General features: G+C 72.4%; 25 protein-coding genes and 1 pseudogene. 13 read left to right on the top strand and 13 right to left on the bottom strand.

The annotated features are described in order from the left end of the window. Window positions 1–48: 48 nt before the first annotated feature. Entirely contained in the window at window positions 49–1185 is a 1137-nt protein-coding gene (locus B082_RS0105165) for an aminoglycoside phosphotransferase family protein (RefSeq protein ID WP_018550737.1), read from the bottom strand. A gap of 231 nt (window positions 1186–1416) precedes the next feature. Here B082_RS0105165 and B082_RS0105170 point away from each other — a divergent pair, with 231 nt between their 5' ends. Further along, the gene (locus tag B082_RS0105170) at window positions 1417–2913 is read left to right on the top strand and encodes a hypothetical protein (protein WP_018550738.1); all 1497 of its coding nucleotides are present in this window, start codon (window positions 1417–1419) and stop codon (window positions 2911–2913) included. An 87-nt stretch (window positions 2914–3000) separates the two neighbouring features. Here B082_RS0105170 and B082_RS0105175 read toward each other — a convergent pair whose 3' ends face one another. Continuing rightward, on the bottom strand, window positions 3001–4446 hold the full coding sequence (locus tag B082_RS0105175) for a PP2C family protein-serine/threonine phosphatase (RefSeq protein ID WP_018550739.1): 1446 nt from the start codon (window positions 4444–4446) through the stop codon (window positions 3001–3003). A gap of 404 nt (window positions 4447–4850) precedes the next feature. On the opposite strand from B082_RS0105175, the gene B082_RS0105180 reads away from it, so the two are divergent. After that, on the top strand, window positions 4851–5114 hold the full coding sequence (locus B082_RS0105180) for a type B 50S ribosomal protein L31 (protein ID WP_018550740.1): 264 nt from the start codon (window positions 4851–4853) through the stop codon (window positions 5112–5114). A gap of 120 nt (window positions 5115–5234) precedes the next feature. Here B082_RS0105180 and B082_RS0105185 read toward each other — a convergent pair whose 3' ends face one another. From B082_RS0105185 to B082_RS0105195, 3 genes are all read right to left on the bottom strand, one after another. Continuing rightward, window positions 5235–5906 carry a YoaK family protein gene (locus B082_RS0105185; RefSeq protein WP_018550741.1) on the bottom strand — a complete coding sequence of 224 codons (672 nt, stop codon included), beginning with the start codon at window positions 5904–5906 and terminating at the stop codon, window positions 5235–5237. Between the two features lie 162 nt (window positions 5907–6068). Further along, entirely contained in the window at window positions 6069–7442 is a 1374-nt protein-coding gene (locus tag B082_RS0105190; RefSeq protein ID WP_018550742.1) for a cryptochrome/photolyase family protein, read from the bottom strand. A 67-nt stretch (window positions 7443–7509) separates the two neighbouring features. Continuing rightward, on the bottom strand, window positions 7510–9039 hold the full coding sequence (locus tag B082_RS0105195; protein WP_018550743.1) for an SDR family oxidoreductase: 1530 nt from the start codon (window positions 9037–9039) through the stop codon (window positions 7510–7512). A 140-nt stretch (window positions 9040–9179) separates the two neighbouring features. Here B082_RS0105195 and B082_RS0105200 point away from each other — a divergent pair, with 140 nt between their 5' ends. From B082_RS0105200 to B082_RS0105230, 7 genes are all read left to right on the top strand, one after another. After that, window positions 9180–9839 carry a VanZ family protein gene (locus tag B082_RS0105200; RefSeq protein ID WP_018550744.1) on the top strand — a complete coding sequence of 220 codons (660 nt, stop codon included), beginning with the start codon at window positions 9180–9182 and terminating at the stop codon, window positions 9837–9839. Window positions 9840–9979: 140 nt separating this feature from the next. Next, on the top strand, window positions 9980–10762 hold the full coding sequence (locus B082_RS0105205; protein ID WP_018550745.1) for a DUF4389 domain-containing protein: 783 nt from the start codon (window positions 9980–9982) through the stop codon (window positions 10760–10762). Between the two features lie 41 nt (window positions 10763–10803). Then, window positions 10804–11319: a DinB family protein gene (locus B082_RS0105210; RefSeq protein ID WP_018550746.1), complete on the top strand. Its 516-nt coding sequence runs from the start codon at window positions 10804–10806 to the stop codon at window positions 11317–11319. A 341-nt stretch (window positions 11320–11660) separates the two neighbouring features. Beyond that, a complete protein-coding gene (locus B082_RS0105215; RefSeq protein ID WP_018550747.1) occupies window positions 11661–12176 on the top strand; it encodes a lytic polysaccharide monooxygenase auxiliary activity family 9 protein in 516 nt (171 codons plus the stop codon). Window positions 12177–12278: 102 nt separating this feature from the next. Next, window positions 12279–12791, top strand: coding sequence for a GNAT family N-acetyltransferase (locus tag B082_RS39140; RefSeq protein WP_018550748.1), 513 nt, complete (start codon window positions 12279–12281; stop codon window positions 12789–12791). Window positions 12792–12916: 125 nt separating this feature from the next. Then, the gene (locus tag B082_RS0105225) at window positions 12917–13363 is read left to right on the top strand and encodes a nitroreductase family deazaflavin-dependent oxidoreductase (RefSeq protein WP_018550749.1); all 447 of its coding nucleotides are present in this window, start codon (window positions 12917–12919) and stop codon (window positions 13361–13363) included. 168 nt (window positions 13364–13531) lie between these two features. Next, complete coding sequence (locus B082_RS0105230; protein WP_018550750.1) at window positions 13532–13930, top strand: DUF6221 family protein; 399 nt, start codon at window positions 13532–13534, stop codon at window positions 13928–13930. 37 nt (window positions 13931–13967) lie between these two features. On the opposite strand, the gene B082_RS0105235 is transcribed toward B082_RS0105230, so the two are convergent. Continuing rightward, window positions 13968–14156, bottom strand: coding sequence for a DUF6381 family protein (locus tag B082_RS0105235; protein WP_018550751.1), 189 nt, complete (start codon window positions 14154–14156; stop codon window positions 13968–13970). A 182-nt stretch (window positions 14157–14338) separates the two neighbouring features. On the opposite strand from B082_RS0105235, the gene B082_RS0105240 reads away from it, so the two are divergent. Beyond that, window positions 14339–15331 carry a GlxA family transcriptional regulator gene (locus B082_RS0105240; RefSeq protein ID WP_018550752.1) on the top strand — a complete coding sequence of 331 codons (993 nt, stop codon included), beginning with the start codon at window positions 14339–14341 and terminating at the stop codon, window positions 15329–15331. 138 nt (window positions 15332–15469) lie between these two features. Further along, window positions 15470–16099 carry a cysteine hydrolase family protein gene (locus tag B082_RS0105245; RefSeq protein ID WP_018550753.1) on the top strand — a complete coding sequence of 210 codons (630 nt, stop codon included), beginning with the start codon at window positions 15470–15472 and terminating at the stop codon, window positions 16097–16099. Between the two features lie 101 nt (window positions 16100–16200). Here the strand turns inward: B082_RS0105245 and B082_RS0105250 are convergent, their stop codons facing one another. From B082_RS0105250 to B082_RS0105265, 4 genes are all read right to left on the bottom strand, one after another. Further along, complete coding sequence (locus B082_RS0105250; protein WP_018550754.1) at window positions 16201–16803, bottom strand: GPP34 family phosphoprotein; 603 nt, start codon at window positions 16801–16803, stop codon at window positions 16201–16203. Between the two features lie 462 nt (window positions 16804–17265). Then, entirely contained in the window at window positions 17266–17880 is a 615-nt protein-coding gene (locus tag B082_RS0105255) for a VOC family protein (RefSeq protein ID WP_018550755.1), read from the bottom strand. Between the two features lie 67 nt (window positions 17881–17947). Next, window positions 17948–18574 carry a DUF4232 domain-containing protein gene (locus B082_RS0105260; RefSeq protein ID WP_018550756.1) on the bottom strand — a complete coding sequence of 209 codons (627 nt, stop codon included), beginning with the start codon at window positions 18572–18574 and terminating at the stop codon, window positions 17948–17950. Between the two features lie 218 nt (window positions 18575–18792). Next, window positions 18793–19563: a uracil-DNA glycosylase gene (locus B082_RS0105265; protein ID WP_018550757.1), complete on the bottom strand. Its 771-nt coding sequence runs from the start codon at window positions 19561–19563 to the stop codon at window positions 18793–18795. A gap of 159 nt (window positions 19564–19722) precedes the next feature. Here B082_RS0105265 and B082_RS0105270 point away from each other — a divergent pair, with 159 nt between their 5' ends. Next, window positions 19723–20247, top strand: coding sequence for a DUF488 family protein (locus B082_RS0105270; protein ID WP_018550758.1), 525 nt, complete (start codon window positions 19723–19725; stop codon window positions 20245–20247). Here B082_RS0105270 and sigJ read toward each other — a convergent pair. Next, window positions 20229–21233, bottom strand: coding sequence for an RNA polymerase sigma factor SigJ (gene sigJ / locus B082_RS0105275; protein WP_018550759.1), 1005 nt, complete (start codon window positions 21231–21233; stop codon window positions 20229–20231). The two genes, B082_RS0105270 and sigJ, sit on opposite strands and share 19 nt — an antisense overlap. A gap of 224 nt (window positions 21234–21457) precedes the next feature. On the opposite strand from sigJ, the pseudogene B082_RS37775 reads away from it, so the two are divergent. Then, a pseudogene (locus B082_RS37775) lies at window positions 21458–21987 on the top strand (CocE/NonD family hydrolase C-terminal non-catalytic domain-containing protein); the annotation flags it as partial. Between the two features lie 34 nt (window positions 21988–22021). Here B082_RS37775 and B082_RS0105280 read toward each other — a convergent pair. Further along, the gene (locus B082_RS0105280) at window positions 22022–23215 is read right to left on the bottom strand and encodes a PP2C family protein-serine/threonine phosphatase (protein WP_018550760.1); all 1194 of its coding nucleotides are present in this window, start codon (window positions 23213–23215) and stop codon (window positions 22022–22024) included. A gap of 182 nt (window positions 23216–23397) precedes the next feature. Beyond that, entirely contained in the window at window positions 23398–23751 is a 354-nt protein-coding gene (locus B082_RS0105285; protein ID WP_018550761.1) for a PRC-barrel domain-containing protein, read from the bottom strand. Window positions 23752–23832 lie beyond the last annotated feature (81 nt).

The raw sequence follows: 23832 nt of genomic DNA on the forward strand, positions 1-23832 counted from the left end.
GGACCCGGTGTGTCGGCACCGGACCCGCGGCGCGCCCCGTGGGGCGGGTCAGCGTGTGCCGACCGCTGCCCGCACGGCGCTCCGGGCCATCGCACAGTCGTCGTGCAGGCGGCGCAGCAGGAGCCGCTGCTCCTCGCCGGGCGACAGCGCGCCCGGCCGGTCATGCCCCGCTCGGGCGGGACCGGGGTCCCGCATGGCCCGCTGCACGGCCGTCTCGTACGTGCGGATCTCCCGGGTGAGCACGAGCATCAGATTCACCAGGAACGCGTCCCGCGCCGCCGGGCCCGCCAGCTGGGCCAGCTTGCTGATCTCGCGCCGGGCCACCGGCGCGTCGCCCAGCACGGCCCACAGCGTCGCCAGGTCGTAGCCCGGCAGATACCAGCCCGCGTGCTCCCAGTCCACCAGCACCGGACCGGTGGGCGACAGCAGGATGTTGGAGAGCAGCGCGTCCCCGTGACAGAACTGCCTCATGCCGTGCCGGCCCCCCGCGTGCGCGAGGCCGTGCAGCAGCTTCTGCAGATCACCCAGGTCCCGGTCGGTGAAGAGACCCAGCTCATGGAAGCGGGTGATCCGCGCGGCGTAGTCCAGCGGCTTGTCGAACAGACCCGTCGGCGGACGCCAGGCGTTGACCCGGGCGATCGCTCCGAGCACCGCCCGCAGATCAGCCCGCGGCGGCGCCTCGGACGGATGCCTGGTCAGCGCCGCCACCCGGCCGGGCATCCGCTCGATGACCAGGGTGCAGTTCTCGGGGTCGGCGGCGATGAGCCGGGGAGCCCGGACCGGCGGACGGTGCCGGACGAACGCCCGGTATGCCGCTATTTCGTGCCTGAATCGCTCCGACCACTCGGGGGAGTGGTCCAGTAAACACTTGGCGACCGCCGTCGCCCGCCCCGTCGAGCCGACGAGCAGCACCGAACGCCCGCTGCGCCGCAGCACCTGCACCGGGTTGAACTCCGGGCAGATCCGGTGCACGGACGCGATCACCATCCTCAGCTGAGCGCCCTGCGGGCCCGACAGGTCCAGCCGCCCGCTGAGCGAGGGGGTACCCGGCCCCGCCGCGCGCCTGGGCCGGCCGATGCCGGGCGCCGGGACGGTGGCGCGGGGGTCGAGGTACGGTCCGCCGCCCGCTCCGATGGGACGCAGCGGCCGGGGCGGGGCGGACACGGAGGACGATGCTGTGTACATGGGCGAGACAGATCCCTTCGCGCGCCGACAAGTTGCGTGCGCCGCCCCGGCCGGCGGCCGTTCGGCACCCTGGGGAGTACCTAGGGCTGCCGGGCGGGGTTGCGCTTTCCTACCTGACACCGGCGCGCGGGTAGTGGACCATCTGGCGCACCCTGGCGAACCCTGGCGAATAGTCGCAAGGCATCTGACGCGGGGTTACTGTCAACACAGCCGAGAACCTGGGGGCTTGACGTGACCGGAGAACCCAACACCCGCCTGTCGGACCTGTTCGGCCTAGCCGGCTGGTCCAAGGGCGAACTCGCGAGAATGGTGAACCGGAAGGCGGCGGCCATGGGCCACCCGCAACTGGCCACCGACACCTCGCGCGTGAGGCGCTGGATCGACATGGGGGAGTCCCCCCGTGATCCCGTGCCCAAGGTGCTGGCGGCCCTGTTCACCGAGCGGCTCGGCCGTGTCGTGACCATCGAGGACCTCGGGTTCGGCCGGCGCGGGCGTGTGGGGAAGCGGCGAGAGGCCGGGACGCAGGACAATCCCGACCAACTCCCGTGGGCGCCCGAGCGGACGGCAGCGGTCCTCACCGAATTCACGGGAATGGACCTTATGCTCAACCGACGCGGCTTGGTGAGCGCGGGCGCCGCGCTCGCCGCCGGCTCCACCATCGCCGGCCCCATGCACGACTGGCTGCACACCGACCCCGTACTGGCTGCCGACGCCCCGCGCGTAGGCGATCCCGCACACGCGGACCCCGCCGGCTTCGACCGGTACGAGGCCGCTCCCATCGGCTCCGAGGAGATCGAGGCGCTGGAGCGGTCCGTGGAGGTGTTCCGGGCCTGGGACGCCTCCCGGGGCGGCGGTCTCCAGCGCAAGGCGGTGGTGGGCCAGCTCAACGAGGTGGGCGGCATGCTCGCCTACCGTCACCCCGACCATCTCCAGAAGCGCCTGTGGGGCGTGGCCGCCAACCTCGCCGTGCTCGCGGGATGGATGTCCCACGACGTCGGCCTCGAACCCACCGCCCAGAAGTACTTCGTCATCGCCGCGCACGCGGCGCGCGAGGGCGGCGACCGCCCGCGCGCGGGCGAGGCACTGTCCCGCGCGGCCCGTCAGATGGTCCACCTGGGCCGCCCCGACGACGCGCTGGACCTGATGAAGCTCGCCAAGTCCGGCTCCGGCGAGAACGTCCTGCCGCGCACCCAGGCGATGCTGTACACCATCGAGGCGTGGGCGCAGGCGTCCATGGGCCGGGGCCAGGCCATGCGGCGCACCCTCGGCCGGGCCGAGGAACTGTTCGTCTCGGACAAGAGCGACGTGCCGCCGCCCAGCTGGATGCAGATGTTCGACGAGGCCGACATGCACGGCATGCAGGCCCTGGCCTTCCGCACGCTCGCCGAGCACGATCCATCGGCGGCGACCATCGCCCAGCGCCACGCGAAGCAGGCGCTCGAACTGCGGGTCAACGGGCGCCAGCGGTCCAAGATCTTCGACTACATCTCGCTCGCCTCGGCCTGCTTCATCGCCGACGACCCGGAACAGGCCGACCGCTACGCGCGGCTCGCCCTGGTCACGATGGGGGAGACCTCCTCCCACCGGACCTGGGACCGGTTGCGCGAGATGTACCGGCTGACCGGGCAGTTCGCGGGCTACGCCAAGATCGAGGACCTGCGCCAGGAGATCCAGCTCTCGCTTCCCCAGAAGAACCGCGTGGTGAAACCGAGGAGTGCGGAGATCTGATGGGCTCCGGGGCCGGATGAGTCCCGCAGGTTCATGAACGACGCGAGCTGATCCGCCGGCGCCTCGGCGAGGTCCGCCGCAGGTTCGCTATGCCCCGATGCGGGCGATCAGCACACCCGCGTCGTCCAGTCGCTCGGTCCCGCCGAACTCCTCGACGACGGCCCGGACGCACTCCTGCGCCGAACGGGCCCGGCTGAAGCGTGGTGCAAGGGCGAGCAGCGTCCGCGTGCCCGGGTGCGCACCGCCGCGCCCGTCGGCCCTGTCCCGGGCCAGTCCATCGGTGTGCAGCACCAGCACGTCGCCGGGCAGCAGGCGCACGTCGTCCTGCTCGTAGGCGACTTCGGAGGCCGCTCCGAGCAGCACCCCGTCCGGCGGGGGGAGCGGGCGCCCGGTCCCGTCACGGAAGAGCAGCGGCGCGGGATGCCCGGCCTGTGCCCAGTCGAGGGTGCGTGTCTCCGGGTCGAAGCGGCAGCACACGGCACTGCCCAGAGCGGGCTGAACGGAGGTTTCCAGCAACTGATTGAGGTGGCCCATCAGAGCCCCGGGCTCGATGCCGGCCACCGCCATGCCGCGCAGGGCGCCCAGGACCACTGCCATCGCGGAGGTGGCCTGGATGCCGTGGCCGGTCAGATCGCCGACGGTGAGCAGGGTCCTGCCGTCCGGCAGTTCCATCGCGTCGTACCAGCCGCCGCCGACCAGGGCGCTCGTCTCCGACGGGAGGTAGTGGGCGGCGATGTCCAGGGTGCCGGGGCCGTGGTCCGGGAGCCGCAGGGAGCTCTGCCACGGGGGGAGCACGGCCTCCTTCAGCTCCACCGCGATCCGGCGCTCGGCCCTGGCGATGTGCTGTTCGCGCCGCAGGGAGTCGTGCGTGCGGCGCACCACTTGCTGGCTGCGCCGCAGTGCGCTGACGTCCCGGATGACCGCCCACATGGATGCGGTGCAGCCGTCCGTGTCGAGCACGGGTTCGCCCGTCATGTGCAGGGTGCGGATGCGCCCGTCGGTGTGCGTGATGCGGAACTCGCCGTCTATCGGCTTGCCGTCGACCAGGCAGTCCGTCACGAGCGCGGTGAGTAAGGGCTGGTCCTCGGGGAGCAGCGTCGACGGCAGGTCGTCCAGCGACAGACCGCCCGCCTCCGGGGCGCGGCCGAAGATCCCGAACAGCTCGTCGGACCAGCTGACCGCGTCGGTCAGCAGATTCCATTCGGCGCTGCCCACCCGGCCGATGAGGGAGCCGGCGGGCTCGTCGGCGGCGTCCTCCTCGCTCGTACGCGCGGGCCGGCCGGCGGGTTCCGCGGGCAGACCCTCCTTGAGCTGTCCGAGGTGTGTGCCGAGATCGTCGAGGTGGTGGACCGCCAGGTCGCAGAGCGCGCGCTGCCAGCGCATCTGCGGATCGTCCTCGTCGATGCGCACGGCATCGCGCCGCACCGCGTCCACATCGCCGCGCAGCCGACGCGTCCGATGGATCAACGCATCGACGGCATCGCGCTCGGGCGGCTGGGGGGCGGGGCGGTCCGCGGAGAGGGGGGACGGCATGTCGTACTCCGATACAGGGCGGTACAACCAGTTCTGAAGGGTGGACCGCATACGACTTTCGCACAGCCGGAAGAGGCCCGTAAGTGATTTGGCAACACTCGACACGTTCTTGCATCTGGCATATGCCAGCGGCTGACTGTAGCCCATATTCTTCGAACAGCCTTGCTGCTGGCGGTGGTTGGTGCAAGTCAGTGGGTGCGTGGAGGGGGTGGCGGGCGCACGGGCGCCGTGTTCGCGCGGCGCGCGCGCCGGGCGTCGTGGCATATGCGGGTGCCGGGGTGCGGTGGGTGGGGCGGGGCGGGAATGGGGGCGGGTGCCCTCGTGTTGTACAGGGCGGAACGAAAACGAATCCCGTTCCCGAAAAGGGTGCGGGGTCGTGGTCCGCGAGCCCGGAGAGGATGCCCATGAAGTCACGAATCCACCCCGTCTCCCGTCCGGTGGTCTTCCGCGACCGTGCCGCCGGGACGGCATTCCTCACCCGCTCGACCGCCGATTCCGACCGGCGGACGACGTGGGAGGACGGCCGCAGCTACCCCGTGATCGACGTGGAGACCTCGTCGGCGAGCCATCCGTTCTACACGGGCACCCAGCAGGTGCTGGACACGGCCGGCCGGATTGAACGGTTCAACCGCCGCTACGGCGGCGAGGCGCCCTCCAAGGGGGCGTGAAGCCCCTCGCGCGCGCCCCGCGTCGTGCCCTGGATCACAGTTTGGGACAGGGGTGGCCGGGAATGGCGCGCGGTGGTTTATCGTTCACCTATATGTGGATGACGCCCTGAGCGCCCACATTCAAGCCGCCCCGGCTGGATTCCCCCGATCCGGCCGGGGCTTCCCCTTGCCCGGCTCCCCGGCCCCGGCGGCATCGTCCGGCCCGCGCCGCACCACCGTCCCGGCCAGCAGCGCTGCCCCGGCGAGCGCGGCGGGCGCCACGGCTCCCGCCGCGGGCCACAGGCGCACCATCAGGGCCGCCAGCGCGGCCCCCGCCACCACGGCGGCCAGCCGCCCCGCGACCCAGCCGTCGCTGTCGTGTCGCCTGCCCACGGCGAGCCGGCCGATGAGAGAGGTCAGGGTGCCCGTGAAGTAGTTCGTGGGTGTGGCGCGTACCCGCCCCTGAATCCCCATCGCGAGCCCCATGAGCGCCAGCAGCCCCAGCCGGTCCGTGTCCGACGTGATCAGCCGCGCCGCCCACAGCGCGGCCCCCGCCGCGAGCAGCACCACCTCCGCCAGCAGCATCACCGGCACCCGCCGCCACACCCGCTCACCCACCACTGCGGCCCCGGCCACCCCACAGCCGTACGAGAACAGCGCGGTCACCACACGCACCGCCACGCCCTCCTCGCCCGCCCCGACGGCCGACGCGCCCAGCAGCACGAGGTTGCCGGTCATCACCCCGGCGAAGACCTGTCCCACGCAGATGAAGACGAAGGCGTCCGCCGCCCCGGAGGCCGCCGACAGCAGCAACAGCGCGGGGTGGCCGTGCGCCGCCCCCGCCCCTTCGGGGCCGGCCGGACCGGTGGATGACTGGGAACGGGGAGTCGCCACCCCAGCATCTTCGCCGCAGCCCGTCCGCCCGGCCGTGTTGTGCCGCGTCCGGCGTGGCGGCCCGGGGCCACGCCGCCGCCTTCAGCCGAGCCCGCGCGCCCGCCTGAACCGGGTCAGCCCATCGGCCAGGTCCACCACCGGCTCCGGATAGTCCAGGCGCTCACGCTCAGCGCCGCGCGGCTTCCACGGCTCGTGCACGGCCGCCCCGGACAGCGACGCCAGCTCCGGTACCCAGCGCCGGACGTAGTCGCCGTCCGGGTCCAGACGCCTGGCCTGCGCCACCGGGCTGAGCACCCGGTTGGGCCGGCTGTCGGTGCCGGTCCCGGCCATCCACTGCCAGTTCAGCTGGTTGTTGGCGATGTCGCCGTCCACCAGAAGGTCCAGGAAGTGCCGCGCGCCGACACGCCAGTCCACGTACAGGGTCTTCGTCAGGAAGGAGGCGGCGAGCAGCCGGCCCCGGTTGTGCATCCAGCCCTCGTGCCGCAGCTGGCGCATCGCGGCGTCGACCACCGGATAGCCCGTGCGTCCCTGCCGCCACGCCTCGATCTCGCCGGCCGCGTCCGCCTCACGGCGCCACCGGTCGTGCTTGGTGCGGTAGTTCTCCCAGGACGCGGCCGGCCGCGCCGCGAGCACCTGGTGGTGGAACTCGCGCCAGCACAGCTGCCGGACGAACGCCTCGGCCCCGGCGCCGCCCGCGTCCCGCGCCCGGCGCACCAGCTCCACCGGGGACAGGGTGCCGAAGTGCAGATGCGGGGAGAGCCGGGAGGTGGCGTCGCCCGCCAGGTCGTCGTGCCGGTCCTCGTACGCGGCGAGCCCGTGACGCCGCCAGTTCGTGAACGCCTTGCGCGCCGCCTTCTCGCCGCCCTCCGCGAGGCCCTCCGAGACACCACGGACACCGTCCCGGGCCGGCACCCTCTCCGAGCGCGCCCCCTCAGGCACCCGCACCGTGCGCGGAGCGCCGAAGACATCGCGCAGCCGCTCGCCCGACCAGCGCCTGAAGTACGGGGTGAACACGGCGAAATGGTCCGATGACGCGGGGGTCACCGCGCCCGGCGCCACCGCGGTGATCACCCCGTCGTGCACGCGCAGCGCGCGCCCCGCGGACCCCAGGGCCTCGCGCAGCCGCTCCTCCCGGCGGCGGGCGTACGCGCTGACGCCCGCCGCGACGTGCACCTCCCGCGCGCCGGTCTCGGCGGCGACGGCACACACCTCGGCGGCCACCTCGCCCGACCGGATCACCAGCCGGCCGCCCCGGTCCCGCAGCCCGGCGTCGAGATCGCGCAGACAGTCGGCGAGGAAGGCGCGCCGGTTCGGGGCGCCGAACCCGGCCGCCTCGATCGCGCGGTCGTGGACGAACAGCGGCACTACCTCGTCGGCGCCGGCGAGTGCGGCCCGCAGCGGCGGATGGTCGTGCAGGCGGAGATCGGCGGTGAACAGGACGACCGCTGTGGTCATGGCGCAACTCCTGGTGAGGCGGGGACTGCCATGCTGCCGCCCGCCCCCCGCCCCCAATCCGCGCCGCTCAGGACGACACCGCGGGTACCGCCCGTCCGGGTGACACGGCGGTCTCGGCCGCCCGCGCGATGTTGCGGGCCATGCCGCCGAACACCAGGGCGTGGAAGGGCGAGACGCCCCACCAGTACGCGTGACCGAGCAGCCCTCGGGGATGGAACAGGGCCCGCTGCCGGTAACGCGTACGCCCGTTCTCGTCCCGCTCCACGTACATCTCCAGCCAGGCCGGGCCCGGCAGCCGCATTTCCGCGCGCAGCCGCAGCAGCCGGCCCGGTTCGATCTCCTCGACCCGCCAGAAGTCCAGCGAGTCGCCCACCCGCAGCCGGTCGGAGTCGCGCCGCCCGCGCCGCAGGCCCACGCCTCCCAACAGCCGGTCGAGCCAGCCGCGCACCGCCCAGGCCAGCGGGAACGAGTACCAGCCGTGCTCGCCGCCGATGCCTTCGACCACCCGCCACAGAGCGGCCGGTGACGCGTCGACGGTGCGCTCGCGCACATCCGTGTACAGGCTGCCGCCCGCCCAGTCGGGGTCCGTGGGCAGGGGGTCGCTGGGCACCCCCGGCACGGAGGCGGAGGACCACCGGGTGGTGACGCGGGCCTCCCGCACCCGTTGCAGGGCCAGCCGCAGCGCCGTGTCGAAGGTGAACGGCTGCCCAGCGCCGTCCGGCACGTAGCGTGCGATGTCGTGCTCCCGGCACACCACCTCGTACCGCAGGGACTCCGCGAGCGGCCGGGCGATCGGTGCCGGTACGGGGGTGATGAGCCCGACCCAGTGGCTGGAGAGGCCGGGTGTCAGCATCGGCACGGGCAGGATCACCCGGTGCGGCAGCTGGGCGACCTGCGCGTACCGCTGCATCATGTCCCGGTACGTCAGAACGTCGGGTCCGCCGATGTCGAAGGTGCGGTTCACCTCCCGGGGCATGCCTGCCCCGCCCACCAGGTAGCGCAGCACGTCGCGCACCGCGATCGGCTGGATCCGGGTCGACACCCAGCTCGGCGTCACCATGACCGGCAGCCGCTCCGTGAGGTAGCGCAGCATCTCGAACGAGGCCGACCCGGAACCGATGATGACCGCGGCGCGCAGGGCGGTGGTCGGGACGCCGGAATCCAGCAGGATGCGGCCCACCTCCGCCCGCGAGCGCAGATGCGGCGACAGCTCACGCGCCGGCGTGCCCTCGGGCGTGAGCCCGCCGAGGTAGACGATGCGGCCGACGTCCGCCGCCCGCGCCTGCTCCGCGAACGCCGAGGCGGCCCGCCGGTCGGTCTCCTCGAAGCCGGCCCCGGTCGTCAGGGCGTGCACCAGGTAGTAGGCGACGTCGATGCCGCGCATCGCCGGGGCCAGGGACTCCGCGTCCGTGACATCGCCCCGGACGACTTCCACCTCCCCGGCCCACGGATAGTCCCGGAGCTTCTCCGGGGTGCGGGCCAGACACCGCACCCGGTGCCCCGCCGCGAGGAGTTCCGGCACCAGCCGGCCGCCGATGTACCCGGTGGCGCCGGTGACCAGACAGCGCAGCGGCGCGTTCGCGTGGTCGCCCGTCATAGGACCTCCGCATCGGTTCGTTTCCCGCCGGACGCGCCGGCCTTCCGCGACCGGCCCACTGCGACCAGTCTGACGTCCGGATCCGGTCCCCGCACGGCCGCGCCGGGAGTGGCCCAGGCCTTCCGGGGCATCCGGGCTCCATGGACGCAGCAGCCGCGAGAGGTGAACGCGACACGACCCGGTCCAGGGGATGGGGGCGGCTTCTGCTGCGGGTCTGCCTACTGGTCCTGGCCTTCCTGGCCCTGGTCGGATTCTCCGTCGTCCTGGCGAAGGTGACGCTCACCCCGTCGCCCGCGTCCGAGGATCTCGTCACGTCGAACCTGCGACCGGGACGCTCCCTGCGCCAGTACGCCGAGGACTACACCTTCCTCGCCGCGTGCAAGCAGGCCGGGGGCAACCTTCTGCTGGGCATGCCGTTCGGTGTCCTGCTGCCCGTCCTCGTACCGCGACGGCTGCGGATGATCCGCATGATCCTGCTGACGGTGCTGGTCATCGCCTTCGTCGAACTGGCGCAGGGAGCACTCGTCGCGGGCCGCGCCTTCGACGTGGACGACGTCATCCTCAACACCGCGGGCGCGGCCCTGGCCTATCTGCTGATCGGGCGCCGCCTGAGCCACCGCTACCACGTCCTCGCGGACGGGCCCGGCCGTACGGCGAAGCCCGCCCCGGGGCCCCGCCCGAAGACGGCCCGCCGCCGTGCCCGGCCGAAGTCACGCAGCGGGCGGACCGGTTCGCGCTGGTCACGGATGCGGCAGGGCGTACGGGCCGCGGCCGCCCGCGGCCGTCGGCGCAAGCGCTGACCGGGACGAGCGGCGGGAGCCGGCGGATACCTCGATCGGCCCGTGGCCGATTGCGGAGGGCCTTCCCCGGGCCGACGGTGACAGGACACCGGGCGTGACATGAACAGGGGCCGCGCCGGTCACCGCCGAAGGGGAGCGACATGACGGACGCCCAGTGGAGCCCGGGGCGACGAGCCGGAGACGCCGCCGAATTCCTGCCCGTGCTGGACGTGGCCGAACCCGCGCGCCAGCGCAGGCTCACCGTCCTGTTCCGGCTGCTCCTGCTGATCCCGCACGCCGTCGTGCTGTTCTTCCTGGAGATCGCGGCCTTCTTCACCGTCGTGTTCGGCTGGTTCGCCGCCCTGGCGCTCGGCCGGCTGCCCGCTCCCGTCTACCGCTTCCTCGCCGGGGTCCTGGCCTACCGGACGCGGGTGGGCGCGAGCGGCATGCTGCTCATCGACAGCTACCCGCCCTTCACCCTGACCCAGCCGCCGCACTACCCGGTACGCATCGATGTCCGGCCGACCCGGCTCAACCGGCTCGCCATCCTCTTCCGCCTGATCCTGGTGATCCCCGCGGCGATCGTGCAGGGGCTCGCCACATCCGGCTGGTCCGCCCTGGCGATCCTGTGGTGGCTGATCACGCTGATCCTCGGGCGCATGCCCCGGCCCCTGTTCGAGGCCACGGCGGCCACCCTGCGCTACGAGATGCGGGTGTCCGCCTATCTGTCGATGCTCAGCCCCGCCTACCCCAAGGGCCTGTTCGGTGAGGACGCCGCCCTGGTACCGCAGGAGGAACCGCGCTCCGCCACCAGGCCGCTGGTCATGAGCACCGCGGGAAAGGCGCTGCTGGTCCTCTTCCTCGTCATCGGGGTCATCAGCGGCGTCACGACGTCCGTGACCCGCTCCTCCCCGGACGACAGCGGCTACAGCATGCGGCCGTAAAGGGTTCGTGCGCACGCCCGCTGCCCGGGCATGATCGCCGGATGACATGGACAGCCCCTGAGGCCACACGGACGCCCGGCTCGCTCGTCGCCGGAGAGCGGGAGACGCTCACCGGATTCCTGAACTGGTTCCGCTCCACCCTGCTCCAGAAGTGCGCCGGCCTGACCGGTGAGCAGCTCGCCGAGCGGACCGTCCCGCCGTCGAACCTCGCGCTCCTGGGGCTCGTACGCCACATGGCCAAGGTCGAACGCACCTGGTTCCGGCAGCGGTTCGCCGGCCAGGAGCTGGAGCCGATGTACGACCCCGCGAAGGGCAAGGACGCGGACTTCGAGGACCTCGACCCGGCCCGAGCCGCCGAGGACTACGCCCGGCTGGTCGAGGAGTGCCGGCTCGCCGACGAGATCGTGGCGGGCGCCTCACTGGACGACACCTTCACCCACAACGGCGAGGTCCACTCCCTGCGCTTGGTCCACGTCCACATGATCGGCGAGTACGCGCGCCACATCGGCCACGCCGACCTGGTACGGGAGCGGCTGGACGGCGTCACCGGGGCGTGAGGCAGGCGGGTGACGGCGTGCGGTGACCGGACCGTACGCTCCCTCGTGCAGCGGCCGGCGCAGGTGTTGCGGCCTCCGGCGTGAATCCGGCCGGCCCCGCCCGCCCCTGGCCCCGCCGCCCCAACTCGCGCCTCCGGCAGGGCTCTTGACGCCCACTGCTCCCTGGGTATGGTCTAGTCCAAGTGCAGGGCCCGGCCCCGGCCACCCCCTACGCAGGGGTGTCCGGTCATGGTTCTGCCGTGCCCTTCGCGCCTCTTGGCCCCACACCTGAGAGGCCGGTCTGCCGCTTTCGGGCTCCCCACAGTCCGGGCGCGCAGCGACGCCTCATGTGAAGGAGAAGCATGCACGCGAAAAGGAAGACCGCCGCGGCCGTCGGAGCCGTACTCGCCCCGGTGCTCGCGCTCACCCTGCCGACCGGCTCCGCCAGCGCCCACGGCTACATCTCGTCACCGCCCAGCCGGCAGGCCCAGTGCGCCGCCGGGACCGTCAGCTGCGGCTCCATCACGTACGAACCGCAGAGCGTGGAGGGTCCCAAGGGGCTGACCAGCTGCAGCGGCGGCAACAGCGGCTTCGCCGAGCTGGACGACGACTCCAAGGGCTGGCAGGTCACCCCGGTGAGCCGGAGCACCTCGTTCCAGTGGGTACTGACCGCACGCCACGCCACCAGTACCTGGCAGTACTTCGCGTCCGGCCAGAAGATCGCGGAGTTCAACGACAACGGCGCCCAGCCCGGCGCGACCGTCACCCACCAGGTGGACTTCGGCAACCTCTCGGGCAAGCAGAAGGTACTCGCGGTCTGGAACATCGCCGACACCGCCAACGCCTTCTACGCGTGCATCGACGTCAACGTCAGCTGACGACATCCGTCACCGGAACCCACCGGGAACAGGAGCCCCCGCCCTGCATAGGGTGGGGGCTTCAGCGGTCGCACGGAATCCGGCACGGGTGGAGGGCGGAACATGACGGACCACTGGGTGCGGCTCGAACTCGACACCACGACCTTCGACGCCGAGCGGTTCGGCGCCTACGTCACCCGGTGCCGGGACCAGGGCATCCGGCTCACCACGCTCGCGGAGCTGGGCGACACCCCGGAGCACCGCCGCGCGCTGTACGAGCTCAACAAGGAGTGCTCCGCCGACATTCCGGAGCGGGGCGAGTTCTTCACGTACGAGGAATTCTGCGCACGCCGGTTCGGCGTACCGTCGTACGACCCGCGCGGTGTCGTGATCGCCCTCGACGGCGAGGACTGGATCGGACTGGCGGCCACGTCCCGCCACACCGGCTTCGTGTTCAACGAGATGACCGGGGTGAGGGCCCCCTACCGGGGCCGTGGCATCTCCATCGCCATGAAGACGTTCGGGATGGACTTCGCGCGCCTGTGCGGTCTGCACCGGATCCGTACGTTCCACCACCCCGCGAACGCGAGCGCGATCGGGATGAACCGCACCATGGGTTTCGTCGACACCGAGTGAACCCGGCCGATCCGTGCGACACGTCGACCGGGCGGACTTTCGCGGAGGCCGAAGTCGTTGAAGCCATGATGAGGTGCCGCGGCCGATGAGATGCCCCGGCCGGATGTCGACGATGGGAAAGACGCATGCCTCTTCAGGGCGAGTACCAGCCGAGCCCCGCACAGTGGGTCCGTGACCAGGTCGAGCAGTACGAGAGCTCGGGGGGAACGGAGGGGACGACGATGCGCGGCATGCCGGTCATCGTCCTGACGACCGTCGGCGCGAAGAGCGGGAAGATCCGCAAGACGCCCCTCATGCGCGTCGAGCACGACGGCCGGTACGCGGTGGTCGCCTCCCAGGGCGGCGCCCCGAAGCACCCGGTCTGGTACCACAACCTCGTCGCCGACCCGCGCGCGGAGCTCCAGGACGGGCCGGTGCGCCGGGACATGACCGCCCGTGAGGTGACCGGCGAGGAGAAGGCGCTCTGGTGGGAGCGCGCGGTCGAGGCGTTTCCCGACTACGCCGACTACCAGAAGAAGACGGACCGGGAGATCCCCGTCTTCGTACTGGAGCCGGTCGACGGCGGCCACTGAGGAGGCGGAATCACGGCGGCCGGTGGGCGCCGCCCCGGGGCGGCGCCCACCGGCCGGCGCGGGACCCGGACCGCGGGGCGCGGGCAGCTGCGGGACCTGGCGCGCGTGGCGGGATAGTGTCCAGCTCGGCCCCTGAGGGGTGGGGTCGAGCGGAAGGATGCAGAACCTATGACAGACAACTCCGGCCTCGTCGCGTTCGTCCGGGCACGCCTCGACGAGGAAGAGCAGGCAGCGCGGGCAGCGGGCGGCGAGGGGTGGCGCTGCCCGGCCGAGGTGCCCGGCGAGATCCACGACCGCGGCGGCGCGATCGCCTTCACCCTGCGCAACCACGGCTACGACCGTCACATCGCCCGGCAGGACCCGGCCCGGACCCTCCAGCGCATCGAGACCAACCGGGTCCTCCTGGACGAGTACACCGAGGTCGCCGCCCTCGACATCGACCGGCCGCAGCGCGATTTCGCCTCGGGCCGGGCCTTCGGCCTGGGCTTCGCGGTCCGGCAGATGGCCGCCGAACACGCGGGTCACCCCGACTACCAGGTGAAATGGCTGCCCCGTTTCACCCAGTGACCCCCGGGCCGCCGGGCCGCTCCGGCGGCACCCCGGGTCAGAGCGGGTTCGTTCCGTGATCGCCCTTGGTGGTCACCTGGTCGCTCCGCTCCCGGAGCCGGCGCGCCTTGTCCTGGAGGCGCCGGCGCTCCTGCGGGTCGGATGCGCGATCGGCGGCCTCCTGCATCTCCCGCGCCTTGGCCCGGATCCGCTCGGCGCGGCCGCCGGTTTCGTCCGCAACGCTCATGATCACTCCTGGTTCTCGATGGAGAGCCGACCACTCCAGCGAATCAGCGCCGCCCCGCACCCGCATCTCGAACGGCCGCCGCCCCGGGGCCGCCCGGGTGCCCGGCCGCCCGGTGTCCGCATGTCCGGATGTGACAGTCAACCGTCATTGCGGCCACCCCGGATCCTGACGACGATGGGTCCATGCCCACCCCACACCGTGTCGTCATCGCGGTCTTCCCAGGCGTCGACCTCCTCGACGTCGCCGGCCCCGCCGAGGTCTTCGCCCTGGCCAACCGGTCCGGCGGGGACCGCGCCGGCTACGGGGTCCGGCTCGCCGCCCCCGAAGCGGGCGCGGTGCGGACATCGGCGGGTGTCCGGCTGGTCCCCGACCTGACCTTCGACGAGGTCGGCGGGCAGGTGGACACCCTGCTGGTGCCGGGCGCGGTCGACATGACCGACGACGGCCCCGTCGCCCGGATCGACCAGGACATCGTGGCGTGGGTCAAGGAGACCGCCCGGCACGCCCGTCGGGTGGCGTCCGTGTGCGTGGGCGCACACCTGCTGGCCGCGGCCGGACTCCTCGACGGCAGAAGGGCGACCACCCACTGGTCGACGGCCGCCCAGCTCGCCGCCGCGCACCCGGAGGTCACCGTCGACGCGGACCCGATCTTCGTCCGTGCCGACCGGGGCCGGGTGTGGACCGGGGCCGGCATCAGCGCCTGCCTGGATCTCGCACTCGCCCTGGTGGCCGAGGACCGGGGCGAGGACGTCGCGCTGGCCGTGGCGCGGCAACTGGTGATGTACCTCAAGCGGCAGGGCGGGCAGAGCCAGTTCTCCGTCCCCCTCAGCAGGCCGGCCTCCTCGCGGCGCGACATCGACGACCTGCGGCTGTGGATCGCCGACCACCTCGACGCGGACCTCCGTGCGGAGGTGCTCGCCGGGCGGATGTGTCTGAGCGAGCGGCATTTCGCCCGGGTCTTCAAACAGGAGACCGGCGTCTCCGCGGCCGCCTATGTGGAGGCCGCCCGGGTCGAGGCGGCCCGCCGGCTGCTGGAGACGACCGATGACCCGCTCGACCGTGTCGCGGCAACGGCCGGGCTCGGCTCGGCGGAGACCCTGCACCGGGTGTTCCGACGGCAGCTCGCCACCACCCCCGCCGCCTACCGCCGTCGCTTTCGCACCGGGCCGGCCTGAAGCGCCCGCCGCCTACCGCCGCCGCTTCCGCGCCGGGCCGGCCCGAAGCGCCGGCCCTCCCACCGTCACCTGCGACTTCCTCCCGCCCACGCGGGGAGGACAGCTCCGCCCTGCCCGCATCCCCGAGAAAGGCACACCATGAACACCGCCACCCACCAGCCGTCCCCGACGCTGCGCGAGGTCACGGGCGCGGAAACCCGGCTGCCCCGGCTGAGTGAGTCCGTCCTGATCCTCATCGACGTCCAGAACACCTACCGCACCGGCGTCATGGCCCTGGAGGGCGCCGAGGAGGCCGTCGCCGCCTGCGCCCGCCTGCTGGAACGGGCCAGGGCCGCCGGCACCCCCGTCATCCACGTCGTCCACGACGGCGGTGAGGGCTCCGCGTACGACATTCGCGCCCGCATCGGCGCCATCAGCGACGAGGTGGCTCCCAGGGAGGGCGAGGCGGTGGTGGTCAAGCACTTCCCCGACTCCTTCCACCGGACCGGACTGGAGAGGACCCTGACCGCTCTGGGCGCGGCGCCCGGCAGCGGCAAGGAGCTGGTCCTCGCCGGCTTCATGACCCACATGTGCGTCAACTACACCGCTCAGGGGGCCTTCAACCTCGGCTACCGGCCCGCCGTCGTCGCCGAGGCCACCGCCACCCGCAGCCTCACCGCACCCGACGGCACGGTCCTGCCGGCCGCCGCCCTCAAGGCCGCGGCCCTCACCGCCATCGGCGACCTCTTCGCCCCCGTCGCCCTCACCGTCGACGCACTCCCCGGCTGACGGGCGCACGGGAGAGGAAGGGGGCCGCCGAGCCCGCACCGGCGGCAAGACCCGCTACGGGGACGTCCGACGTCCTCGGGCGGCTCCGGCGGCGTGGAAGGTCAGGGCCCGCGCCACACGTTGGCGAAGGCGGCGTTCTCGATGGAGCGCCTCTGGCGCACGGCCTCCAGCTCCATCACCGCGTCATGGACGCCGGCGACCACGACCGTCACCTCGTCACCGAGATCGGTCTCCTCGTCGGACCCCTCGCTCTCGATACCCACGGCCGAGGCGAGAGCGGTCAGGACGGGCTCCCTCTCCTCCCAGCGGGCGGCCGCCCGGCGGCGCGCGGGCGTATCGGCGGCCTCCACGCGTTCCGCGCCGAAGGACAGCCGGCGGCCCCGCTTCGGGTTCAGCTCGCCCTCCGCCTCCAGGGCGGCCTGGTACGCGGCCGCGAGATCCCGGCCCCGGCGCCACAGCCAGTCGTCGATCCGCTCGTGGGGCTCCTGCCGGGTGAGCGCGGCGGCGGCCTCGGCAAGGAGCCGGTCCTCCGGCTCCGGCGGACCGCCCGCCACGATGCGGTCACCGTCCAGGCCGGCCGCTCCCGCGTCGATGAGGTCGATCAGTTCCGCTCCCGCGAGTGCGAGTGAGAGGTCCCCCTGTCCGACGGGGTGTTCCGCCTTCGGGTTCATGGCGGTGATGAACAGGTCTTTCGCCGTGGTCATGAACGGCTCCCCTCAGAGACGTCGGCAGAGCTCTGTCCCAGTCGGTCCAGCCGGCATCCGAACCCGGTCCACCGGCGGGACGACCGTCACGATCAGTATCGCCCCACCGGGCGGCGAGCCACCCCGTACGGCGTCACGTCGAGGGCGAGGTAAGCGGAAGGACCAATCGATGGTGTGAGAAGGAAGTCCTTCCATGGCCTCGCCGGGGCCGACGCTACCAGTCACGTGGGGAGCAGGTCGCGCTGGTTGCCGGAGTGACGATCACGGAGTCCGGGTGCACGCCGTCCGGGCGTTCCGGACGGGTGTACGTGACCGGGCCGTCCGCAACGTTACCCCGTTCCACAGCGCGGTGGCCGCTCCACGCCCCGCGGCCTCGCAGCCGGCACACCGTCTCGTAGCCGGCGCCGAGCATCAGAAGCGGAGCAGTTGCTCGATCGCGCCGGCGCCCGAGGCGCCGGCGGTTCACCGCGTGGCGGGTTCCCAGGCGAAGCCGTCCGGGTCGGTGAACGAGTCGCTGCCGCCACCGACGACCAGCCGGTGCGAACCGGTGCCCTCCGGAGGCACACCGGCGTCCTTGGCGAGGGCGCGGCGCGGGTAGAGAGCCAGCTTGACCGCGCTCTGCGGCGTCGCGAACTCGACGTACTTGCGCCCGTAGCTCTTGCCGACGGTGAACCCGCGGCCGATGTAGAACTGCTTGCTCGCGACCATGTCCCCGACCCCGAGCAGGAGCACGAACTGGTCGATCCTCCCGGTGTCCGGGCCCTTGTCCTTCTTCGCCGAGCTCGCGACCTTCCACAGCGCGCCGTCGGGAGCCCGTACGACCCCGCCGTAGCCCCAGAACGACTTGCCGGCCGGCTTCACCGGTGTGGCCCCGGCGTCGAGCGCCGCGTCGATGAGGCTTCGCACGGTGGCCGGCTGGGCGACGGTGAGTGACAGGGTGCAACCGCGGAAGCCGGTCGTCGGTGCTTCTGCGGCCCGCGCCCGGATCTGCGAGTCGAGACCGAAGGCCGCCTTGTAGAAGCGGAGGGCGGCGGCCGGGTCCTCGGCCTCAAGGGTGATGTGTTCGATGGAGGTCATGCGTCGAGGCTATTTCCGCCCCGCGCGCCACGCTTCTCGATTCCTGACCGGTCGCGTCCACCGGGGGTCAGCCACCCACCGAGCTGGTCGTGAAGCGGTCGCCGCAGATCCGGAGCTGCGGGTCGCGCAGGGTGAGCGCCTCCTTGGAACCGGGCGGGTACACGCGGAGGTAGTCGGCGCCGGCCCAGCACCCGGAACCGTTGATGTGCTGGTTGAGTGTGTGCAGGGTGACGTTCGCCGCCTTGCCCGGGGCGATCACCCTGCGCCCCTGCGCCGCGCCTTCGCGCTTCGCGGGGACGCCGATGACGCTGCCGTCGCGCTTGATCAGGGAGACCCCCGGGAAGCCGGTGAGGGTGCAGGAGTGTGCGGACTTGTTCACGAAGGTGAGCCGGTAGTAGAGGTGGCCCGCGCCCGCGTCGGCGCGTCGCACACTCATGGTCAGGCCCTCGGCCGTGCACCGTGCGGAGCCCGAAGCGGAACCGGGGCCGCCGGCCGTGGCGGTGGCGGAGCCGGGCGTCGTGGCGGGCGTGGTGCCGGGGGAGGACGGCGGTGTGGCGGGTGCCGACGAGGCCGCGTCCGGAGGGGGCGCCGGGGTCTGCTCGGAGCCGGGGCTTCCGGTGTGGGCCGCGGTCCCGGCCGGGGCGCCGGACGACGAGGTGCCGCCGCAGGCCGCCGCGACGAGCGCGAACGACATCACGGCGACCGGGGCCAGGAGGCGTCGGCGGAGCGTCCGGGCTCTCCCGGAGGCCGTGCGGCCCCGTGGACGGAGCGCGCGCTCGGACGGTGAGGGGGTGGCGGTGGCGCGTGAGAGTGAACCCATGACGGACGGCTGCTCGATTTCCGGCGGTCCGAACCTGATGATCTTACGAAATTGTCGCGGCCGGTGCCGTCCGGCCCCGAGCGGTGGCCGGCCTACTCCGGGGCGGACCCTACGACGGGCAGCCCGGCCGTCCGGGCCGCCTCGGCGAGCACCTCGCGGAACATCGCCGCGGTGAGCCGGCCGGTGAAGACATTGCGCTGGCTGACGTGGTAGCAGCCGAACACCGTCAGCGCGTCGCCCGCCCCGTCGGCGGGTGCGAGCGTCGTACGGACACCGTGGCCGAACACCGGCCGAGGCTTCGGCACCTGACGGCCGGCCCGCTCCAGGGCCGCGAGCGCCGCCTGCCAGCCGAAGCCGCCCAGCACGACCACGGAACGCACCGTCGGCCGCAGCAGTTCGAATTCCCGGGCCAGCCAGGGCCGGCAGGTGTCCCGCTCGCCGGGTGTCGGGCGGTTGGCGGGCGGTGCGCAGTGCACGGGCGACGTGACCCTCACCCCGTACAGTTCGAGGCCGTCACCCGGACCCGTCACCGTCGGCCTGGAGGCCAGACCGAGTTCGTACAGCGTCGCGTACAGGAGGTCGCCGGCCCGGTCCCCGGTGAACATCCGCCCCGTCCGGTTCCCACCGTGCGCGGCGGGTGCGAGGCCCGTGATCGCCAGGGAGGCGTCGGAGGGCCCGAAACCGGGCACCGGACGTCCCCAGTACTCCAGGTCGCGGTACGCCGGACGCTTGGCGCGGGCTGTCTCCTCCCGCCATTCCACGAGGCGGGGGCAGGCGCGGCACCGGATCAGCTCCGCGTCGAGGCCGGCCAGCGTGCGGGAGCGGGCCGCGGCCCGTACGGGGTAGTCCTCGGCGGTGCACATGCCCGACCCGCTTCCCGTCCGTGCCGACGCTCCTCGGGGCTCGCCCGGTGGCGGGCCCTTCGAAATGAGCGTACCCAGGGCTGAGGCGGCGAAGGCCACGGACCTGGCCCGCGTACCGCGAGAAGAAGTGACCTGGGCGAGGTGGCGTGAGGTGGCGCGGTGAACAGGATCTGCACGGTCGGGCACTCGACGCGCGAGTTCGACGAGCTGCTGGAGCTGCTGCGCGAAAACGACGTCACCTGTCTCGCCGACGTGCGCTCGTTCCCGTCGTCGAGAAGGCTGCCGCAGTGGAACCAGCAGGCAATCATCGATGCCCTGCCGCCCGGCATCGGATACCGGTGGATGCCGAAGCTCGGAGGACGGCGGCACACCCCGAAGGGCGTGGAAAGCGTGAACGGCGCCTGGCGGGTCAAAGCCTTCCGCGATTACGCCGACTACATGGCGACCGGTGAATTCCGGGAAGGTCTCGACGCATTGCTGGAACTCGCGGCGCACGAACGGCCCGCGATCATGTGCAGCGAGGCCGTCCCCTGGCGCTGCCACCGCAGACTGATCACCGACGCACTGATCGTCGCGGGCGCGGAGGTCGTCGACATCCTGTCGCCCACCTCGACGCGGCCCGCGGTCCTGAACAAGGACGCGCGGGTCCGCGACGGCCGTCTCGTCTACCCGCCCCACGACTGAGGCGGCCCGCCTGCGCCGGGCGCGCCGGCGCCGTTCCCGGGCCAGGGCCGCAGTTTCTCCGGGTTGCGCACCGCCCAGACGCGGTGGACGCGGTCCCCGGCCAGGCCGAACGCGGCCACCGTGACGGTGGCGCCCGCGTGCTGGGCGACCAGCCCCGGCCGGCCGTTGACCGTCCGCTCCAGGAGCACCAGCCCGGGAGCCTTCTCCGCGAAGTGGACCAGGTACCGGGCGACGCGCTCGCCGCCCTCCACCGGACGCAGGGCCGCCCCGGCCAGTCCGCCCCCGTCGGTGATCAATGCGGCCTCCGGGTCGAGCAGACCGACCAGCGCCTCGATGTCCTTCGCCTCCCACGCCTCCTTGAAGTCCCGCACCAGCACGGCCTGCTCAGCCGACGGACCCGTCTGCGCCCGCGCTTCACGGACACGCCGACGGGCCGAAGCGGCGAGCTGCCGGCAGGCCGGGGCGCTCCGGCCGACGATGCCGGCGACCTCGGCGAACGGGTAGCGGAAGACGTCGTGCAGGATGAACGCCACCCGCTCGGCCGGTGTCATCGACTCCAGCACGACGAGGAACGCCATGTTCACGGACTCGTCCAGGGTGACCCGGTCCGCGGGGTCCACCGGTCCGTCCCCACCGCCCGCGGCGCCCCCGCCGACCCACTCCGTACGGTCGGGCAGCGGTTCGGGGATCCACTCGCCGACGTAGCGCTCGCGCCTGACACGCGCCGAGCCGAGCACGTCCAGGCAGACCCGGGCGGCCACGGTCGTCAGCCACGCGCCGGGGGACGCGATGGCCTCCTGCCGGCTCCGGGGCATCGCGTACCAGCGGGCGTACGTCTCCTGCACGGCGTCCTCCGCCTCGGCGAGCGAACCGAGCATCCGGTAGGCGAGGTTGATGAGCCGGCGGCGTTCGCCGACGACCGCGCTCAGGCTCGGCTCCGGGCGTGCGTCGGACCGCTCGCCGCCCGGCTCGGATGGTGTGCTCATGATCGTGACCGTCCCTGATTCATCTCGTCCGATTCCGTCCCCCCCCCGCCGGTTCGACGGAACAGCGCACCCGAATGTGAGGTCCACGCCGGTCCACGCCTCACAGCCGGGTGCGGCGCCGCCCGTTGATCCGGACGATGGCGGTACGCGCGGTGGGCCCCCACGAAAGGACGCCGCGTGTCCCCACAGCGCAAGAACATCCTCGTACTGGGCCTGGACGATGCGAACCTGCCGTCGTCGGCGACCGGTGGCGCGAGATGTGGCACGAACGGCTGGACCCGGCGCGCTCTGGCTCCTGGAACGGTTGCGTCCCAGGAACGCGAAGACTGCTGGCGCCATGCCTCGCTCAGCGAGGACTATGGGGCGCTCGGCTGCCCCGTACTCGCCTCCAGCGGCTGGGCTTGTGCGACCGGGGCCCGATCAGCCCCCTGGCGCAAGCCGGGGGAGCGGAGGCGGAGGAACGCGTCCACACGCCCCAGTCACCGCTGTCCGTGGGCCGGTCCGGCGGGAAGGGGGCCTCGTGCAACACCCCGCCGGACCTGCCCACGACCAGCGGGATGAGGACGGCGGCTCCCTCGTCTTCGAGACCGAGCCGCTCGCGGGACGCGTGGAGATCCTCGGCGCACCCTCGGCGGACCTGCTGGTGTCCTCGTCCAGGGAGACCGCCCAGGTCGCCGTGCGGCTGTCCGACGTGGCACCCGACGGCAGCGCCACCCGGGTCACCTACGGGGTGCTCGACCTGGCCTGTCGCTCTCCACCTCCTACTGGCCGCGTGCCGCGCGTCGGCCCTAGGGAGCGGGAGCGGGCCGGCGCCACTCCAGCATCAGGATGGTGGCGTCGTCGTTCAGCCTGTCGTGCTGGGACTCCCTGATGGAGTGGATGAGCTGCCGGAGGGCTTCCGACGCGGGCTCTCCGGCAGCGGTGGCCCGGATGACGAAGGCCGTGAAGCGGTTCAGCCCGAACTGGCTGCCGTCCGCCATGCGGGCCTCGGTCACCCCGTCCGTGTAGAGCAGGATGCGGTCGCCGGGCCGCAGGGGCACCTGGTGCACCCTCCGGTCCGCTCCGGCGAGCTTTCCCGGTGTGCCCATGGGGGGTTCGCCGGGGCGGTCGAGCACGTTGTCCAGGACGCGGTTGTCCCGGATGAGCAGAGGAGGCGGGTGGCCACAGTTGACCCAGCTCAGAATCCCGCTGGACATGTCCAGTTGCAGGGTGATGCCGGTGCAGAACTGGTCGGGCAGCCACTCGGCCAGGACATCGTCGACGGTCTCGACGAGTTCCCGCAGCCCCGCGCCCTTGCGGCGGGCACTGCGGCAGCCGGCCATGGCGATGGCGCTGGTCATTCCCGACGCGAGGTTGTGGCCCATCGCGTCGAGGATCACGGCGTGCAGGGTGGACTCCGTGAGGGAGTGGTCGAAGGCGTCCCCGCCGAGCTCGTAGGCCGGTTCGAGAACCGCTGTCGACACCGCGCGCTCCTCACCCACCGCGCGCGGGGGCAGAAGGGCCCGCACCATTTCCGCGGGCAGCGTCATGGCTTCGGTACGCGCCCGCTCCACGAAGCGGTCGCTGAACGCACGTTTCGACGTGACGGCCATCGCGATGACGGTCGCGAGACTGTTGCACCGCTCCAGTCGCGTCTTGTCCAGCGTGTCCACGGACACGCCGATCACGCCCAGCCGCTCCACCCCGTCCACGAGGGGCAGCCACGCGATCAGCGTGCCGGTCTCGGTGGTCTCGACGCGCAACTCCAGGGAACGGTAGGCCGCTCCTGCCAGCGACGCGTCCACACGCAGCTCCGTTTCGCCGGAGAGCGGTGTCAGGAGTTGCTGCTGAAGGTCGACGAGGTAGATCTCGACGCGGCGCATCCCCAGCAGCCCAGCGTACCGGTCGACGAGCGCGGGCAGGTCGGTCGGAGCGGTGGCGTGCACCTGCGCCAGGAACCCGTGCAGCAGCCGCTCGCCGCCGCTGGTGGGGGAGTGCGTCATGGGGGTATCACCCGTCCGGCAGATGTGCGCGCTGGGGACAAGCCAACCGTCCAGGGGCCGGGGGGTGCCAGTCCGGGACGCCATTCGGCTGACGGTCCGAGTGAAGGACGACGGAAAGGAGGGGCCGTCCGGGAATTCCCGGACGGCCCCTCCTTTCCGCGTACGAGCTCCGTACGGACCGGTCAGATGCCACGGTGCCCGTGGTAGTAGCCACCGATCTGCTCGTGGTATCCCGGGTCGTCGGTGTGCTTTTCCTTGTCGAATTCGGGCGAATCCTTGATCTGGGCCTTGGTGAGGTCGACGAAGATCTTGCGCTCGTCCGGATCGACACTGCGTACGGTTCCGGCCGGCAGCAGGACGTGCCTGCCGAATATCCATACACCGGTGTCCACGACCAGGTACGAGGAGTCGACTTCGTCCGAGTGCTTGTCGACCTTGCCGATGCTCCCGTCGGTGGCTTCGACCTTGAATCCGATCAGGTCGGCGCCGGCGGTGTGGCCCGCGGTCGGCTGGTAGCCCCAGATGTTGTCACTCATGAAATGGCTCCTTCGTCGAGATGCAGTGCTTCTCGGAACTCCACGTGCCCGGCATCCCGGGAGTCACACACAGGGGCCGAG

It is taken from the genome of Streptomyces sp. ATexAB-D23 (assembly GCF_000373645.1).
Lineage (GTDB): Bacteria > Actinomycetota > Actinomycetes > Streptomycetales > Streptomycetaceae > Streptomyces > Streptomyces castrisilvae.

Bases quoted from the DNA above. Each gene is read 5' to 3' on its own strand.
- B082_RS0105165 (WP_018550737.1), bottom strand. From the start codon at position 1,185: ATGTACACAGCATCGTCCTCCGTGTCCGCCCCGCCCCGGCCGCTGCGT.
- B082_RS0105175 (WP_018550739.1), bottom strand. From the start codon at position 4,446: ATGCCGTCCCCCCTCTCCGCGGACCGCCCCGCCCCCCAGCCGCCCGAG.
- B082_RS0105180 (WP_018550740.1), top strand. From the start codon at position 4,851: ATGAAGTCACGAATCCACCCCGTCTCCCGTCCGGTGGTCTTCCGCGAC.
- B082_RS0105190 (WP_018550742.1), bottom strand. From the start codon at position 7,442: ATGACCACAGCGGTCGTCCTGTTCACCGCCGATCTCCGCCTGCACGAC.
- B082_RS0105195 (WP_018550743.1), bottom strand. From the start codon at position 9,039: ATGACGGGCGACCACGCGAACGCGCCGCTGCGCTGTCTGGTCACCGGC.
- B082_RS0105200 (WP_018550744.1), top strand. From the start codon at position 9,180: ATGGACGCAGCAGCCGCGAGAGGTGAACGCGACACGACCCGGTCCAGG.
- B082_RS0105205 (WP_018550745.1), top strand. From the start codon at position 9,980: ATGACGGACGCCCAGTGGAGCCCGGGGCGACGAGCCGGAGACGCCGCC.
- B082_RS0105210 (WP_018550746.1), top strand. From the start codon at position 10,804: ATGACATGGACAGCCCCTGAGGCCACACGGACGCCCGGCTCGCTCGTC.
- B082_RS0105215 (WP_018550747.1), top strand. From the start codon at position 11,661: ATGCACGCGAAAAGGAAGACCGCCGCGGCCGTCGGAGCCGTACTCGCC.
- B082_RS39140 (WP_018550748.1), top strand. From the start codon at position 12,279: ATGACGGACCACTGGGTGCGGCTCGAACTCGACACCACGACCTTCGAC.
- B082_RS0105225 (WP_018550749.1), top strand. From the start codon at position 12,917: ATGCCTCTTCAGGGCGAGTACCAGCCGAGCCCCGCACAGTGGGTCCGT.
- B082_RS0105230 (WP_018550750.1), top strand. From the start codon at position 13,532: ATGACAGACAACTCCGGCCTCGTCGCGTTCGTCCGGGCACGCCTCGAC.
- B082_RS0105235 (WP_018550751.1), bottom strand. From the start codon at position 14,156: ATGAGCGTTGCGGACGAAACCGGCGGCCGCGCCGAGCGGATCCGGGCC.
- B082_RS0105240 (WP_018550752.1), top strand. From the start codon at position 14,339: ATGCCCACCCCACACCGTGTCGTCATCGCGGTCTTCCCAGGCGTCGAC.
- B082_RS0105245 (WP_018550753.1), top strand. From the start codon at position 15,470: ATGAACACCGCCACCCACCAGCCGTCCCCGACGCTGCGCGAGGTCACG.
- B082_RS0105250 (WP_018550754.1), bottom strand. From the start codon at position 16,803: ATGACCACGGCGAAAGACCTGTTCATCACCGCCATGAACCCGAAGGCG.
- B082_RS0105255 (WP_018550755.1), bottom strand. From the start codon at position 17,880: ATGACCTCCATCGAACACATCACCCTTGAGGCCGAGGACCCGGCCGCC.
- B082_RS0105260 (WP_018550756.1), bottom strand. From the start codon at position 18,574: ATGTCGTTCGCGCTCGTCGCGGCGGCCTGCGGCGGCACCTCGTCGTCC.
- B082_RS0105265 (WP_018550757.1), bottom strand. From the start codon at position 19,563: ATGTGCACCGCCGAGGACTACCCCGTACGGGCCGCGGCCCGCTCCCGC.
- sigJ (WP_018550759.1), bottom strand. From the start codon at position 21,233: ATGAGCACACCATCCGAGCCGGGCGGCGAGCGGTCCGACGCACGCCCG.
- B082_RS0105280 (WP_018550760.1), bottom strand. From the start codon at position 23,215: ATGACGCACTCCCCCACCAGCGGCGGCGAGCGGCTGCTGCACGGGTTC.
- B082_RS0105285 (WP_018550761.1), bottom strand. From the start codon at position 23,751: ATGAGTGACAACATCTGGGGCTACCAGCCGACCGCGGGCCACACCGCC.